This is a genomic window from Shewanella fodinae (assembly GCF_014651955.1).
Taxonomy (GTDB): domain Bacteria; phylum Pseudomonadota; class Gammaproteobacteria; order Enterobacterales; family Shewanellaceae; genus Shewanella; species Shewanella fodinae.
Genome location: NZ_BMXW01000004.1, coordinates 180,907 through 196,168 on the forward strand (window position 1 = coordinate 180,907; position 15,262 = coordinate 196,168).

At 51.1% G+C, this 15,262-nt stretch carries 16 protein-coding genes; 7 read left to right on the forward strand and 9 right to left on the reverse strand.

Annotated features, from left to right (window positions below):
• Positions 1–47 precede the first annotated feature (47 nt).
• The gene (fba, locus tag IE064_RS05710) at positions 48–1,115 is read left to right on the forward strand and encodes a class II fructose-bisphosphate aldolase (RefSeq protein ID WP_133039824.1); all 1,068 of its coding nucleotides are present in this window, start codon (positions 48–50) and stop codon (positions 1,113–1,115) included.
• Positions 1,116–1,180: 65 nt separating this feature from the next.
• Here fba and IE064_RS05715 read toward each other — a convergent pair whose 3' ends face one another.
• Positions 1,181–2,512 (reverse strand): Na+/H+ antiporter NhaC family protein, encoded by a 1,332-nt coding sequence (locus IE064_RS05715; protein ID WP_189617019.1) that lies wholly within the window; start codon positions 2,510–2,512, stop codon positions 1,181–1,183.
• Between the two features lie 265 nt (positions 2,513–2,777).
• On the opposite strand from IE064_RS05715, the gene mpl reads away from it, so the two are divergent.
• From mpl to IE064_RS05740, 5 genes are all read left to right on the forward strand, one after another.
• Positions 2,778–4,163 carry a UDP-N-acetylmuramate:L-alanyl-gamma-D-glutamyl-meso-diaminopimelate ligase gene (gene mpl, locus IE064_RS05720; RefSeq protein ID WP_189617020.1) on the forward strand — a complete coding sequence of 462 codons (1,386 nt, stop codon included), beginning with the start codon at positions 2,778–2,780 and terminating at the stop codon, positions 4,161–4,163.
• Entirely contained in the window at positions 4,160–4,786 is a 627-nt protein-coding gene (locus tag IE064_RS05725) for a flavin prenyltransferase UbiX (RefSeq protein ID WP_189617021.1), read from the forward strand. The genes mpl and IE064_RS05725 overlap by 4 nt, the downstream gene beginning before the upstream one ends.
• A 7-nt stretch (positions 4,787–4,793) precedes the next feature.
• Positions 4,794–5,324 carry a hypoxanthine phosphoribosyltransferase gene (hpt, locus tag IE064_RS05730; protein WP_189617022.1) on the forward strand — a complete coding sequence of 177 codons (531 nt, stop codon included), beginning with the start codon at positions 4,794–4,796 and terminating at the stop codon, positions 5,322–5,324.
• Between the two features lie 81 nt (positions 5,325–5,405).
• The gene (locus IE064_RS05735; RefSeq protein ID WP_189617023.1) at positions 5,406–6,341 is read left to right on the forward strand and encodes an ABC transporter ATP-binding protein; all 936 of its coding nucleotides are present in this window, start codon (positions 5,406–5,408) and stop codon (positions 6,339–6,341) included.
• Positions 6,338–7,108, forward strand: a complete 771-nt coding sequence (locus IE064_RS05740) for an ABC transporter permease (protein WP_133039818.1) — start codon at positions 6,338–6,340, stop codon at positions 7,106–7,108. The genes IE064_RS05735 and IE064_RS05740 overlap by 4 nt, the downstream gene beginning before the upstream one ends.
• Before the next feature lie 23 nt (positions 7,109–7,131).
• On the opposite strand, the gene IE064_RS05745 is transcribed toward IE064_RS05740, so the two are convergent.
• From IE064_RS05745 to sfsA, 8 genes are all read right to left on the reverse strand, one after another.
• On the reverse strand, positions 7,132–7,632 hold the full coding sequence (locus tag IE064_RS05745; RefSeq protein ID WP_133039817.1) for a DUF4124 domain-containing protein: 501 nt from the start codon (positions 7,630–7,632) through the stop codon (positions 7,132–7,134).
• A 147-nt stretch (positions 7,633–7,779) separates the two neighbouring features.
• The gene (panC, locus tag IE064_RS05750; protein ID WP_189617024.1) at positions 7,780–8,625 is read right to left on the reverse strand and encodes a pantoate--beta-alanine ligase; all 846 of its coding nucleotides are present in this window, start codon (positions 8,623–8,625) and stop codon (positions 7,780–7,782) included.
• 23 nt (positions 8,626–8,648) lie between these two features.
• Positions 8,649–9,443: a 3-methyl-2-oxobutanoate hydroxymethyltransferase gene (panB, locus tag IE064_RS05755; protein WP_189617025.1), complete on the reverse strand. Its 795-nt coding sequence runs from the start codon at positions 9,441–9,443 to the stop codon at positions 8,649–8,651.
• 78 nt (positions 9,444–9,521) lie between these two features.
• A complete protein-coding gene (gene folK / locus IE064_RS05760) occupies positions 9,522–10,007 on the reverse strand; it encodes a 2-amino-4-hydroxy-6-hydroxymethyldihydropteridine diphosphokinase (RefSeq protein ID WP_189617026.1) in 486 nt (161 codons plus the stop codon).
• Between the two features lies 1 nt (position 10,008).
• Positions 10,009–11,322, reverse strand: coding sequence for a polynucleotide adenylyltransferase PcnB (gene pcnB / locus IE064_RS05765; protein WP_189617059.1), 1,314 nt, complete (start codon positions 11,320–11,322; stop codon positions 10,009–10,011).
• A gap of 186 nt (positions 11,323–11,508) precedes the next feature.
• On the reverse strand, positions 11,509–12,387 hold the full coding sequence (gene gluQRS, locus IE064_RS05770) for a tRNA glutamyl-Q(34) synthetase GluQRS (RefSeq protein WP_189617027.1): 879 nt from the start codon (positions 12,385–12,387) through the stop codon (positions 11,509–11,511).
• Positions 12,388–12,447: 60 nt separating this feature from the next.
• The gene (dksA, locus tag IE064_RS05775) at positions 12,448–12,891 is read right to left on the reverse strand and encodes an RNA polymerase-binding protein DksA (RefSeq protein WP_133039812.1); all 444 of its coding nucleotides are present in this window, start codon (positions 12,889–12,891) and stop codon (positions 12,448–12,450) included.
• Between the two features lie 155 nt (positions 12,892–13,046).
• Positions 13,047–13,763: a DNA/RNA nuclease SfsA gene (gene sfsA, locus IE064_RS05780; RefSeq protein WP_189617028.1), complete on the reverse strand. Its 717-nt coding sequence runs from the start codon at positions 13,761–13,763 to the stop codon at positions 13,047–13,049.
• A gap of 174 nt (positions 13,764–13,937) precedes the next feature.
• On the opposite strand from sfsA, the gene pepB reads away from it, so the two are divergent.
• Positions 13,938–15,215, forward strand: a complete 1,278-nt coding sequence (gene pepB / locus IE064_RS05785) for an aminopeptidase PepB (RefSeq protein WP_189617029.1) — start codon at positions 13,938–13,940, stop codon at positions 15,213–15,215.
• Positions 15,216–15,262 lie beyond the last annotated feature (47 nt).

Here is a 15,262-nt window from a genome sequence, read left to right on the forward strand (position 1 = left end):
ATTGGACCCGGGCAATCACCATTGCCCATGAAAGGAGATAACAGATTATGGCCTTAATTTCCCTGCGTCAGTTGCTGGACCACGCTGCCGAACACGGTTATGGCGTGCCAGCGTTTAACGTGAATAACTTGGAACAGATGCGCGCTATTATGCAGGCGGCTGAAGCGACTGACAGTCCTGTCATCGTGCAAGCCTCTGCCGGTGCTCGTAAATATGCTCGCCCACAATTTCTGAAATATCTGATGACCGCCGCGCTGGAACAGTACCCCGATATCCCCGTGTGTATCCATCAGGACCACGGTACTCACCCAGACGTATGTCAGCGCTCTATCCAACTGGGTATGTCATCAGTGATGATGGATGGCTCACTGATGTCAGACGGCAAAACTCCGGCCACTTATGATTACAACGTGCATGTCACTCGCACAACTGTAGCCTTTGCCCACGCTTGTGGGGTGTCTGTAGAAGGTGAAATCGGCTGCCTTGGCAGTCTGGAAACCGGAACTGCGGGTGAAGAAGATGGCATTGGTGCTGAAGGTACCCTGAGCCATGATCAGATGTTGACCAGCCCAGATGAAGCCGCTCGTTTTGTGGCTGATACCCATGTGGATGCGTTGGCCATTGCTATTGGCACTAGCCACGGTGCTTACAAGTTCAGCCGTAAACCTACTGGTGATGTCCTGCGTATCGACCGCATCAAAGAGATCCACGCCCGTATTCCTAACACCCATCTGGTGATGCACGGTTCTTCATCGGTACCGCAAAAATGGTTGCAGATCATCAATCAGTACGGTGGTGATATGCCAGAAACTTATGGTGTTCCAGTCGAAGAGATTGTCGAAGGCATCAAACACGGCGTGCGCAAAGTGAATATTGATACCGACCTGCGTCTAGCATCAACTGGCGCGGTGCGTAAATTCCTGGCGGAAAATCCGCGGGAGTTTGACCCTCGCAAATTCCTTAAAGCTTCCATGGACGCTATGGCCGAAATCTGTGTGGAACGCTATGAAGCGTTCGGTTGCGCTGGCATGGGCTCCAAGATCAAGCCGCTGTCGCTGCAGGCTATGTATAAGCGTTATCAGACTGGGGAATTGGATCCTCAAGTTAACCGTTGATAACTCGGTAATGATCAAAGAAGCCCGCTAATGCGGGCTTCTTTTTATGGCACAGGCTAACGGTTTTAATCACTGCGCGGGCGCCACATAATGACAACAATGGAGACCAGCGCCAATACCATGCAATACCAAACATCGGAAACGGCCTGCAGTGGTGATATTTTGAAGTGAGAGGCGATTAACAAGGCTTGTGCGCCGTATGGAATTAGCCCTTGAATAATACAGGCAAAAATATCTAACAAGCTAGCGGCACGTTTGGCACTGACGGCATTCTGCCGCGCTAAATCCCGGGCAATATCACCATTGATCACGATGGACACGGTATTGTTGGCAACACAGGTGTTGGTGAGTGCTACCATTCCAGCCATCCCCAGTTCAGCGGCTCTGCTGGAGTTATCACCACGACTGTGAGAGAAGCGACGGATTAAGGCTTCGATGTGCCGACTGATATATGCCAGCCCGCCTTGTTGCTGCATCAATGCTGCCAGCCCGCCCACTAACATCGACAGTATAAAGATCTCCTGCATATTGCCAAAACCTTGGTAGATGTCGTTGCTAAAGGCGACCAGGCCATAATCACCGCTGTAGAGGCCCACGCCACCCGCAAATAAAATGCCTAATACCAGCACCACGAATACGTTCACGCCTGCCACCGCAAGCAGCAAAATACTGACGTAAGGTAGCACTTTCACCACGTCTATTGGTTGCGCGGGAATGCTGGCACTGCCAGTCGATGCTAGAACAAATAACACCAACGTGATGATGGCGGATGGAATGGCGAAAATCAGGTTTTCACGGAATTTGTCGCGCATATAGCACCCCTGAGTGCGGGTCGCGGCAATGGTGGTATCGGAAATAATCGACAGGTTGTCACCAAAGAGTGCGCCAGACATTACGGCCCCTGCCATGAGTGTTAGATCAATATTGGCTTCTTCGGCAATGCCTAGCGCTATCGGCGCTACAGCAGCGATGGTGCCCATAGAGGTGCCCATGGCGGTAGCAATAAAGGCGGCAATCACAAAAAAGCCGGGTAACAGCAATTGGGACGGTATAAACTGCAACCCCAGTGCCACGGTGGCATCCACACCACCGGTTGCTTTGGCAACCGAAGCAAAAGCACCTGCCAGCAGGTAGATCAAACACATCGCAATAATATTGCTGTGGCCAATCCCGGCCATAAAGGTATCCAGCGTTTGATTTAATTGCTGCTTGGACAGCAGCACGGCCAGCACAATTGCTGGCAAAATAGCGACTGGACTGGGCAATTGGTAAAACGCCATCGCTACGCCATTGGCTTGAAAATACAGTCCGGCGCCGATAAACAGCAGCAAAAACAATAATAGGGGTAACAGTGCTATTGCCGATGGTGCGACAGTGGCTTGGGTATTTGTTGTCAAAATCTTCTTCTCAGTATGTTCTGTCCGCGGTGCAAACGGCAGTTTGCTGACGGTGTAGCTGTGTGGCGACGACTGCACTTACTATTGCAGTTATTGGCGCAGCATAGGGGATCAGTCGGAAGCTGTCAATTTAGCCATCTAGATGTTTTTACTTCTATATATGGCGTTTTGTTTATGGTTCCACTTATCAACACCGCAGTTACACTGACATTCCCATCAGCAATGGGTAGAATAAGCGCCAGTTGTCACGCGCAGGAATGGCTTTATGCATATACATATTTTAGGGATTTGCGGCACCTTTATGGGGGGATTGGCCATACTGGCGCGCGCCATGGGCCACAAAGTGACGGGGGCCGACGCTAATGTATACCCGCCGATGAGTACCCAATTGGAGCAACAAGGCATCACCTTGATCCAGGGATTTGAAGCATCACAGCTGCAACCCGCACCGGATTTAGTGGTGATCGGCAATGCCATGAGCCGTGGTAATCCTTGCGTGGAGGCCGTGCTGGAGCAGGGGCTGAAATACACCTCAGGCCCACAGTTTTTGCACGATTACATTCTGCCAGGGCGCTGGGTGCTGGCGGTTTCCGGTACCCATGGCAAAACGTCTACCTCCAGCATGTTGGCGTGGATCTTAGAGTCTTGTGGTTACCAACCCGGTTTTCTTATCGGTGGCATACCGCGCAATTTTGGCGTATCGGCGCGTTTGGGGGATTCCCCTTTTTTTGTTGTAGAAGCCGATGAATATGACAGTGCTTTTTTTGATAAGCGTTCGAAGTTTGTGCATTACCAGCCGCGGACCTTGGTGATCAATAATCTGGAATATGATCATGCGGATATTTTTGAAGACTTGCATGCCATCCAGAAACAGTTTCATCATCTACTGCGCATTGTGCCGGGCAATGGGCGGGTGATCTGGCCGCAAGACAGTGATGCGGTGGCCGCAGTGTTAGCCCAAGGGTGTTGGAGCGAGCAGGAAACCATCAGTCACAGTGCTGGCAAGGGCGATTGGCAAGTGCAGCCCTTGGCCGAAGATGGACACCGTTTTGAGCTGCATCTTGCCGGGGAATCGCAAGGCGTGCTGGAATGGTCGTTACTCGGTAAACATAATATGGAAAATGCCTTGATGGCCGTGGCGGCGGCGCGGCATGTTGGCGTAAAACCTGCCGATGCCATTGCCGCACTAGCGGATTTTATTCCGCCTAAACGGCGACTGGAGCTGATAGGTAATATTCACGGGGTACAGGTTTTTGATGATTTTGCACATCATCCGACCGCCATTGCCACGACTCTGCAAGGCCTGCGCGCCAAAATGGGCAAGGGGCATATCACAGTGGTGCTAGAGCCCCGTTCCAACACCATGAAGAGTGGCGTGCACAAAGCTACGCTGGCGGAGTCTATGCGTGATGCCGACAACGCTGTGCTGTATCAGGCCGATAACATCCATTGGGATATTGCGGCCGCAATGGATCATGCCAGTATTCCAATCACTGTGATGTACAGTATTCATGATGTAGTGCTGAAAGTGGCGGCGGAAGCTAAACCCGGCGACACCATAGTGATCATGAGTAATGGCGGTTTTGGTGGCATTCATGGCAAGTTGCTGACGGCACTCGATGCCAAATTTAACGCGGAGGCCCAGCGATGAAAAGCATCAGCCTAGCGTGGACCGGAGCTTCTGGCGCACCTTATGGACTGAAGCTGCTGCAGTGTTTGCTGCAGGCGGAGTATCAGGTGTTTCTGATGATCTCCAGTGCTGCTAGAGTGGTGTTGGCTCAAGAATTGGACATTAAACTCAGCGCCGCGCCAGACAAAGCCACTGAGCAACTGCGAGCTATTATGCCAGCAACTGGTGTGTTGCGCGTACTGGGTAAGGATGAGTGGTTCTCGCCTCCAGCGTCAGGCTCGGCGGCACCGAAACAGATGGTGATCTGTCCTTGCTCCACTGGCACCTTGGCGGCAGTGGCAACTGGGATGAGCAACAATCTGTTGGAACGTGCGGCCGATGTGGTATTGAAAGAACATGGTCAGCTACTGCTGGTGCCCAGAGAAACGCCGTTCAACGCGATTCACTTGCAACATATGCTGAGTTTGACCCAGTTGGGCGCCGTTATTCTGCCTGCGGCTCCAGGGTTTTATCACCATCCCCAAACGGTTCAGGATCTGATAGACTTCGTCGTCGCCCGGATCCTCGACCATCTGGGTATTGCACATTCATTAACGCACCGCTGGGGTTATGACACACCAGATGGCGGTAGTATCGAAGACTGAGACGAGTATGAAACACACCATCGAAATGATGATCTCTGCTGAGGAGATAAATAGCAAACTGGATGAACTGGCTGCGCGCATTAACGCCCATTACCAGGATACCGATAAGCTGCTGATGGTGGGCTTGCTTAAAGGTTCTGTGGTGTTTATGGCGGACTTATGCCGTCGTATCAAGGGCCATGTGGAGATCGACTTTATGTCGGTGTCTAGCTATGGCAATACCATGACCAGTTCCCGCGATGTAAAAATTCTCAAAGATGTGCAGTCCGATATTGCCGGGCGCCATGTGTTGATTGTGGAAGACCTTATTGATTCGGGCAACACTCTCAATAAAGTGCGCGAAATGCTGCGGTTACGCGATCCTAAGAGCTTGGCACTGTGTACTTTGCTGGATAAGCCTGACCGTCGTGAAGTGGATGTGCCGGTTGATTTTGTCGGCTTTACCATTCCCGACGAATTTGTGGTAGGTTATGGCATCGACTATGCGGAGCAATACCGCAATCTCCCTTATATCGCCCGGGTTATCCCTCAGGAATAAAACTGCATTGAGCGGTTTTAGCAGGCGATCTGACTCCCGCAATAGCGGGAGTTTTGTTTTATCCAACAGAGGACTCAACAGATGACAGCAGGTGTGGCGCTGGCGCTGGAAAACCTTAGAAAAACCTACAAGGGCGGCGTCGAGGCCGTCAAAGGTATCAATCTCAAGGTAAAGCAAGGAGATTTCTTCGCCTTGCTGGGCCCCAACGGGGCAGGCAAATCTACCACCATCGGTATTATCAGTTCGCTGGTACATAAAACCAGTGGCAAGGTTGAGGTGTTTGGTCACGATCTGGATAAAGAACTGGAATTGGCCAAGCTGTGTATCGGTTTGGTGCCGCAGGAGTTTAATTTCAACCAGTTTGAAACCGTACTGCAGATTGTGGTGAATCAGGCGGGTTACTATGGTGTGCCGCGGGCAGAAGCTCATATTCGGGCAAAGAAGTATCTGACTCAACTGGATTTGTGGCAAAAACGCGATGCCAAAGCTCGGGAACTCTCAGGCGGCATGAAACGGCGACTCATGATTGCCAGAGCGCTGATGCATGAACCACAACTGTTGATCCTTGATGAACCGACTGCTGGGGTGGATATTGAATTGCGGCGCTCCATGTGGGAGTTCCTGCAACGCATTAATCAGGAAGGTGTCACTATTATTCTGACCACTCATTATCTGGAAGAAGCTGAAATGCTTTGCCGCAACATCGGCATTATCGATAACGGGGTGCTGGTGGAATGCACCAGCATGAAAGCCTTGCTGGCGAAACTGGATATGGAAACCTTTGTGTTGGATCTTAAGCAGTCGCAGGCACAGCTACCTGCACTCACAGGTATTCAGGCACGGCTTATTGACCCTAATACGCTGGAGGTGGATGTCGCCAAGTCCAATAGCCTCAATAGCGTGTTTGCTGCACTGACCGCACAGGGCATTGATGTATTGTCAATGCGTAACAAGACCAATCGGTTAGAGGAACTGTTTGTGGAATTGGTGGAACGGGACAAAGGAGCCAGCGCATGAGAGGCCTGTATTTTATCGCCTTCAAAAGCATTGTCATTAAAGAGATCACTCGCTTTAGCCGGATTTGGATCCAAACACTGCTGCCCCCTGCTATCACTATGACACTGTATTTTCTGATTTTTGGCAGCTTGGTCGGCAGCCGGATTGGCGAGATGGGTGGCGTATCCTATATGGAATTTATCGCCCCTGGGCTGATCATGATGTCAGTAATCACTAACTCCTATTCCAATGTGGCTTCGTCCTTTTTCAGTGCCAAGTTTCAGCGCAATCTGGAAGAACTGCTGGTAGCACCGGTGCCACATTATGTCATGATTGGCGGCTATGTGGCCGGTGGTGTGGCTCGCGGTTTGCTGGTGGGGCTGATTGTCACCTTAGTGGCCATGTTCTTTGTGGATCTGCATCTGCAGCATCCATTGCTGGTGGTGGTCACGGTGTTTCTAACCTCAGTGCTGTTTGCTCTAGGCGGTCTGATTAACGCAGTATTTGCCCGTAATTTTGATGACATCAGTATTATTCCCACCTTTGTACTGACACCGTTGACCTATTTAGGCGGCGTGTTTTATTCGCTATCTTTGTTACCGGATTTTTGGCGTGGGGTGTCGGCGTTAAATCCGATAGTCTATATGATCAACGTATTCCGCTACGGCTTTCTTGGCTTTGCCGATATCAGTGTCGGGTTATCCATGCTAGTAATCGTCGGTTTCTGTGTTGGTCTATGGTTACTGGCATACTATCTGGTGTCGCGAGGCATTGGTTTGCGCACCTGATATACCTAGCTCAGGGATGAGCCTTATTCTGCCAACTGTAATTTGTATTCTTGTAACCGTGTTAGCTGTTGCTGGTTGCTTTGCTGCAAGCCATCGTAATGTTGGTTTATTTTACGCTGTTTCTGCAAAAACGCTGGTGCGGAGGCGGCAATATGTTCCCAGTAGCGTTCTCGATCTAACTTTTGTAACTCGCCTGTCCGCAACATTTCTAGGTAACTGTGTTCTTGCTGCAGCCGATAAATTTCTGTTTCTAGCCAACGTCGTAACTGCGCCTCAGTGAGATTTTTCTGCGCTAGGAGCCTTAACAGTGGGTCATCTGCTGGATTTTGCGTGGCAGTCTCGGTGGCAAGGCCATAATGGTATTCGAGCTGATGTTGAGTGTAGTCAGATGGACACGGTTGCTGGCTGAAAATTACCTGATCCTGAGCCGTGCATTTATAGATGAGCTTGCTGTCCTCGGCCGAGGCACTCGTGCCAGCAAGCAGTAATACCCCCAACAAGCAGCATCGATTAGTTGATAACATTGCACTGTCAGCCAGATTTACAATGTTAATTATCATGGCCCAATTTGTTACGTGAGGCCAGTTTTTTGGCTGTGACAGTAATTTGGCAACGACTGCTTGAGAGGTGCCACCAGTTGCGGTTTTAATATGGCAACTGGTGGCTGGGCGTTAACGATTAAACACCAGATTGTCGATCAGACGGGCTTTACCGAGATATGCTGCAGCAAGCAGCACTAACTCTTTATCTTTATCTGTCGCTGGTGTCAGCGTTTGTGCCTGGCGAAGCTCAATATAATCTGGCGTTAATCCGGCCGCCTGCAATGCGGCTTTGGCGCTGTTGATGGCACTATCAACGGCGTTACCCGCTTTGATTGCCTCCGCCAGATCATCCAGCGTTCTTTTTAGCGCTGGCGCTTTGGCGCGTTCTTCTGCGGTGAGATAACCATTACGGCTACTCAGTGCCAGCCCCGAAGATTCTCGCACGGTATCAACGCCCATCACTTCCACTGGCAGTGACAAGTCTTCAACCATGGTGCGAATAATCTGCAACTGCTGATAATCTTTACGGCCAAATAGGGCAATATCAGGCTGTACGATGTTGAACAGTTTGCAGACGATGGTGGCGGCACCGCGGAAATGACCGGGACGGGTGGCACCGCACAGCTGTTCTGAGATCCCAGGAACTTCAACAAACGTTTGTGCTGCTAGACCTCGGGGATAGATAATCTCTGGCGTTGGTAAAAACAGCAGTTCGCAGCCTGCTTCCACTAGTTTCTGCTGATCAGCTTCCAGTGTCCTTGGATAGCCAGCGAGATCTTCATTCGGCCCGAATTGCATCGGGTTGACGAAGATTGAGGCGACGACATGATCGGCGCGGCGTCTGCCTTCGGTGATCAGGCTGATATGGCCCGCGTGCAGATTACCCATTGTGGGAACAAAGGCAACACTTTCTCCCTTGTTTTTCCAGGTTTTAATCCGGGCGCGGATTTCCTCTATCTTAGCGGTTGTCAACATTTACGTAATGATCCAAAAGGTGTTCAGTTGAATGTATGCTCATCAGCGGGGAACAGTCCCTGCTGTACTTCCTCAATATAAGCGCTAATTGCTGCGCGGATATCACCGGTTTGCTTGAGGTAATTTTTGGAGAATTTAGGAATATAGCCGGAAGAGATGCCCAGCACATCGTGCATCACCAGAATTTGTCCATCGGTGTCTTTGCCAGCACCGATACCAATCACTGGAATGCGCACGGCTTCAGTGACTGCTTTAGCCAGCGCAGCAGGAATACATTCGAGTACCAGTAATTGTGCCCCAGCAGCTTCAAAGCCCTTTGCTTCATCAAGGATGCGTTTAGCGTTGTCTTCATCTCGTCCCTGAATCTTAAAGCCACCAAACACATGTACGGACTGCGGTGTCAGACCAATGTGAGCACATACTGGGATACCGCGTTCAGTGAGCATTTTGACGGTGGGCATTAGCCAGTGACCACCTTCCAGTTTTACCATAGCGGCACCTGCCTGCATCACCTTGGCACAGTTGCTGAGGGCCTGTTCCGGCGTGGCGTATGCCATAAATGGCAGATCGGCAACCAGTAATGCCCGGCTGATACCGCGGCGAACACAACGGGTGTGGTAACACATGTCATCAAGGGTAACGGGCAGTGTATCGTCTTGCCCTTGCAGCACCATCCCCAGAGAGTCACCGATGAGCACGACATCAATACCTTGTTCATCGAAGGCTTTGGCAAAGCTGGCATCATAGGCGGTGAGCGAGGCGAATTTCTTGCCTTCCTGCTTGTATTTGAGCAGTGTGGCGATTGTGACTTTGGACATAAGCTTGTCTTCCAAACACGTGGGTGAACTGAGTTATATGCCATCCGCCAGCATCTGGCAATGGCTATCGACGTTGGCTCATGTTGAGGGTAACGGCTGTACAGCGCGTTGCATGTCAGCGTCGATCAAATCGCTGATTAATGTACCACAGGGTAGCCGTAAATGGGGCGAAAGTTCCGCTAACGGTACCAGTACGAATGCCCGTTGTTTCATGCCGTAGTGTGGTACCTTTAGTCGTGGCATATCGATGATCTGTGAGCCATACAGCAGCAGATCCAGGTCCAATGTGCGCGGTCCCCAACGCACTTCGCGGGTCCGTCCTTGTGCGGCTTCTATGGCTTGTAGTGCATCCAGCAGTGCCAGTGGTTCAAGGTCGGTGTCGAAACAGGCAACGGCATTGAGGTATTCCGGTTGTGGTACATCGCCCATAGGGGCACTGCGATAATAGGATGACAAACGCAGGCTGTTATTGCCTGCTAATTGCGTTAGTGCGGCTTTTGCCTGTTCCAGCTGCTGTTTGGGCTCAGCCAGATTGGCGCCTAGTGCCACATAAACCTGTGGCATCTTATTCGGCGGCCTCTGGCGTGTTTTCAGTTTTGCCACGGCGAGGTCGACGGCGACGCTGACTGGCGTTACGGTTGCGTTGATTGCCTTTGTTGCTGTCGCTTGCCAGTTCGCGGCGCTGCTCTTCATCGGCATCCACAAACTGCTGCCACCAAGCAGCCAGTTTTGCTAGATTGCCACCTTCAGCATTGGCGCGCATCAACAGTAAGTCATAGGCAGCACGGAATTTGGGGTGTTCCAGCAGCTTGAATGCTCGACCACCTTTAGACCGTTCAAAACGTAACTGCAATTGCCAAATATCGCGTGCGGGTGTGCTAAAGCGTCGCGGAATACTGATGGTCTGGCACTGTTGTTCCAGTACGTCGCCCATGGCGGCATAAAAGGCATCGTAATGACTCAGACCGCTTTCGGAGGCGATATCCTGCGCACGAGCTTGCAAGGGATACCATAACAGCGCAGCGAAGAAATAAGCCGGGGTGACCGGTTTGTCCTCGTTAATGCGCACATCAGTACTGTGCATCACTTCCGTTAGCATGCGCATGGCTGGCCCCTTGGGGTCATCGTGCAACTGTGCTTCCACTAACGGGAATAATGGCTCAAATAAATGATACTCACGCATTAGTCGCAGGTTCTGCCCGGCTTTACCGGCAAAAAACAGCTTCAATATCTCTTCATACATGCGTGCGGCCGGAATATCTTTCAGCAACCCTGCCAGCGCCTTAATGGGCGCGGCAGTATGCGCCTCAATCTGCATACCTAATTTGCCCGCAAAGCGCACGGCTCTAAGCATGCGCACCGGATCTTCACGGTAACGGGTTTCTGGATCGCCAATCAGTCTTAGCGTACGATTTTGCAGATCTTGCAAGCCGCCGCCATAGCTGCGGATACTGTAGTCTTCAATGCTGTAATACAGGGCGTTGACGGTGAAGTCTCGGCGCTCTGCGTCCTGATCGATATCGCCGTAAACATTGTCTCGCAGTAGTCGCCCTGCAGCATTGACCTTAGAAATCGTCTCGCTGTTTTCGCCATGATGACCGCGGAACGTTGCAACTTCGATTACATCTCGTCCAAATACAATATGTGCTAGGCGGAAACGACGTCCCACTAATCGGCAATTGCGGAACAGTTTTTTGATGTCTTCCGGGGTGGCATTGGTGACCACGTCAAAATCTTTCGGCTCCAATCCCAGCAGCAAGTCACGCACACCGCCGCCTACCAGATAGGCCTGATAGCCAGATTTATGCAGGCGATATAACACTTTCAGCGCGTTATCGCTGATCTGCTTGCGGGAGATACTATGACCATCGCGGGGAATGATCTCTAGACTGAGTGCTGTGTCTGTATAGGCTTCTTCGGGAAGTTTGGCAGCTGGGCCATCGTCAAACAACTGCTTACAGAACTGTGTGATACGGCGAAAAATAGGGCACCTCTAAGTGTGATCACAAAGTTTGGGAACAAAACTGGCGGCTATCATATACCAATTAGCGAGGGATGAGTATATTCAGCTGCCGATGAGGATCTCGGTTTGTTTGGGGATCCGCTGCAGATCAAACTGTGCGACCGCTTGCGCCAGCATGCGCTCGGGCATATCAACAGTGACGGGAGGTTGTCCGAGAAAGGCTAATGCCTGTTGTAGCGCAATATGGGGCCGTTTTTTATCCAGCGCTTCAGCATGGTTCTGCTTGGAAAGTTTAAAACCGGGTTTGAGCACTGCCAGCGGCAGATGTAAAAATTGTGGTAACGGCAAGCCGAGTTGCCGATATAAGCTCAACTGGCGGCAGCTGGCTTCTAGTAAGTCGGCTCCGCGCACTATCTCTGTCACCTCCTGGTAAGCATCATCCAGCACTACTGCCAGTTGGTACGCATACAAGCCATCGCTGCGCTGAATGATAAAATCTTCACTGGCAAAGTCACTGGTGACCTGGATTTTGCCAAGTAACAGATCATCAAAACTGGCGACCTGTTGCTGGTTATATATTCGCACTGCGCCTTCTGGCAGTGCCAACTGACGACAGTGACCGTTGTAGAGTCCGTGCATCTGTTCCTGAATGGTCTTGCGACTGCATTGACAGAAGTAAGCCTCTCCCTGCGCCAATAATTGATCGATACACGCTTGATAAGCGTTGAAGCGCTGGCTCTGATACAACACTTTGTCGTCCCAATGCAATCCATAGAGCTCCAGCGTGCGGCGAATATCGTCTGCTGCCCCTTCTATTTCTCTTGGAGGGTCAATATCTTCGATACGTAGCAGCCACTTGCCGCCACAGGATCGGGCACGCAAAAAGCTACCGAGAGCGGCAATAAGAGAACCAAAATGCAGGGAACCGGATGGAGATGGCGCAAAGCGTCCGACGTAGGCCGGGCTGGTGGTGATATTCATATCCTGAGCAACGGCAACATCAACGCGGGGTAGTGTGCCCCGCGGTTGTTGGGGCAGGAATTAACCTGCCATCTGTTTTTCTTTGATCTCAGCGAGCGTCTTGCAGTCGATACACAGATCTGCCGTAGGACGAGCTTCCAAGCGACGGATACCTATTTCAACCCCACAAGATTCGCAAAAGCCGAAATCATCGTCTTCAATCTTTTTCAGTGTTTTCTCAATTTTCTTGATCAGCTTACGCTCACGGTCACGAGCCCGCAGTTCGAGACTGAACTCTTCTTCCTGCGCAGCTCTATCTACTGGATCAGGAAAGTTAGCCGCTTCGTCCTGCATGTGCGTTACGGTACGATCAACTTCGTGACGCAGCTGTTTACGCCAGGCTTCCAGAATGGCTCTGAAGTGAGCCAACTGTTGAGGGTTCATGTATTCCTCACCAGGTTGTTCCTGATAAGGACTCAGACCAGCGATAGCGAGTACACCAAGTGTTTTAGTGCCTTCAGGCATAACGCATCTCCTGTTTCAATTTGCGTCATAGGGCGTTTTTGCGAACGGCCGCTATCTATAGCAGAATCTATTTACCTAGGCAAACATTTCCAAAAATCGGTGATCATATCTTTGAATATGTCTGCTAATTTCCTTTTGAGCAAATTTTTACGTTATTATTCCCGGTTTCCTTCCAGGAAGGGTAAGCGCTTTTCCACCTGAAAAGCTTCAGGGCTCAGGGACGTGGCGTAAACCAGTACCTCAACACCGTGCGCTACCGCCTGTACAAGTAAATCCGCATAATCTGGGTCAATATGCCGAGCTGCAGCCACCTTTTTTATGCCTGTGTGCTGGACGAGGAACATTAACACTCCCCGTTGACCTTTTTCCACTACTGCCATCAATTCTCGCAGATGTTTTTGCCCGCGAGTGGTGACTGCGTCTGGAAAATAACCACAATCGCCTTCCAGCAAGGTGGTGTTCTTGACTTCCACGTAACAGTCAGGGCGAACACCATTGCTCAGAAATATGTCAATACGACTATTTTCTTCGCCATATTTCACTTCCCGGCGCAAGGATTGATAACCTTGTAACTCAGCAATGATGCCGTTGCTGATAGCTTCCGCCACCAATTCGTTAGCCCGGCCAGTATTAACGCCTATCAATTGTCCTTGTGGATTTTGCATCAGCTCCCAGGTGCCGGGATATTTACGCTTAGTATTGTCCGACACTGAGTACCACACGGGTTGCCCAGGAAACTGACAATTCTTCATGGAACCTGTGTTCGGGCAATGCAGCGTTGTTTCACTGCCATCCGGCAACTGCACATCGGCTAAAAACCGCTTATAGCGCTTCAGCAATACTGCCTGTTGCAATGGCGAAGTGAATTTCATGCCGCTAAATCTCTATTTTTACCACAAGCCTAAATATAGAAACGCCACAGCCTAGCAGGGTTTACGCTTTCTCACAAATATCACGCTCTGGATAACTTTAGCAGCTCGGTGCAATGCTATACACTTGCTGCCAAAGGGTATCTGCAGTGGTACCCACAGTGAGAAGGATAAATCATGGATCAAGTAATGAAGGTAGTGCTGACCGATCAGGCTGCAGCCGCCGTATGGGGTAAGACCGAACTGAGTTTCACCGGTGATGGCGCGTTGATCCACCTGCCGGAAGAGATGCCGTTACGGAGTGTGCAGAAAGCCGCCCGTAAACTGCGCACTCAGGGGGTGAGCCAGGTTAAACTGGAAGGGCAATTGTGGGATATCGATAGCCAATGGGCCTTTCATCAGGGGTTTGTCACCGCCAAAGGCGGCCACGTTATACACTGGAGTGGCAGCGACAAAGCACAGCAGGAACTGCAACTTCGTGCGGCTTGCAGTCAGTTTGCACGGCAGTTGATTAACGAAACGCCAGAAAATTTGTCTCCAGTAAAACTGGCGCTAGCGGCGGCGGCTTGGTTGCAACAATTGGGTGGTGCTCGTATCAGCTATCGCATTATAGAAGGTGAAGAGCTACTGGCACAGCAGTGGGCGGGAATTTATGCCGTAGGGCGTGGCAGTGAGCGCGCTCCGGCAATGCTGGAGCTGGATTACAATCCAGCTGGCGTGGATGCGCCGGTAGCGGTTGCGTTGGTCGGTAAGGGGATCACGTTTGATTCTGGTGGCTATAGTCTTAAAAGCTCTCAAGGAATGCTGGGCATGAAGGCCGACATGGGCGGTGCCGCGACTGTTGCCGCAGCGTTGGGGCTGGCTATTCAGCGTGGTCTCAATAAACGGGTAAAACTTTACCTGTGCTGTGCTGAAAATCTGGTGAGTGGTCGTGCCTATAAACTCGGCGACATTATCACCTATAAAAATGGGACAACCGTTGAAGTCGTCAACACTGACGCTGAAGGTCGACTGGTGCTGGCAGATGGTCTACAGGCGGCTACTGAAGCCCAAGCCGGACTGATTATTGATGCCGCCACATTAACCGGTGCGGCGGTGATGGCGGTCAGCAGCAATTACAATGCGATTTTTTCACCACAGAAAGCCATGTTGCAGTTTGCTGAAGAGAAAGCGCAAAGCGTTGCGGAACATGTCTGGCCTTTGCCGTTAGAACCTTGGCATAAAGAGATGTGTCCTTCGGCCTATGCTGACACCGCCAACAGTCGGCCAGTAAAAGGCGGTGGGGCCGGTGGTGCTTCCAACGCTGCCGCATTTCTGTGGCGTTTTGTGGGTAAGGATATCCCGTGGCTACACATCGATCTGGCCGCAGCATTTGAAGATGATGCAGGCTCAATGTGGGCTGCCGGTGCGACCACTCACGGTATGCTGACTATCGCTGAAATACTGATGGATTGAGTCCTTAGCGGTAACATAGGCCGCCACGATGGCGGCCTTTTTTTATC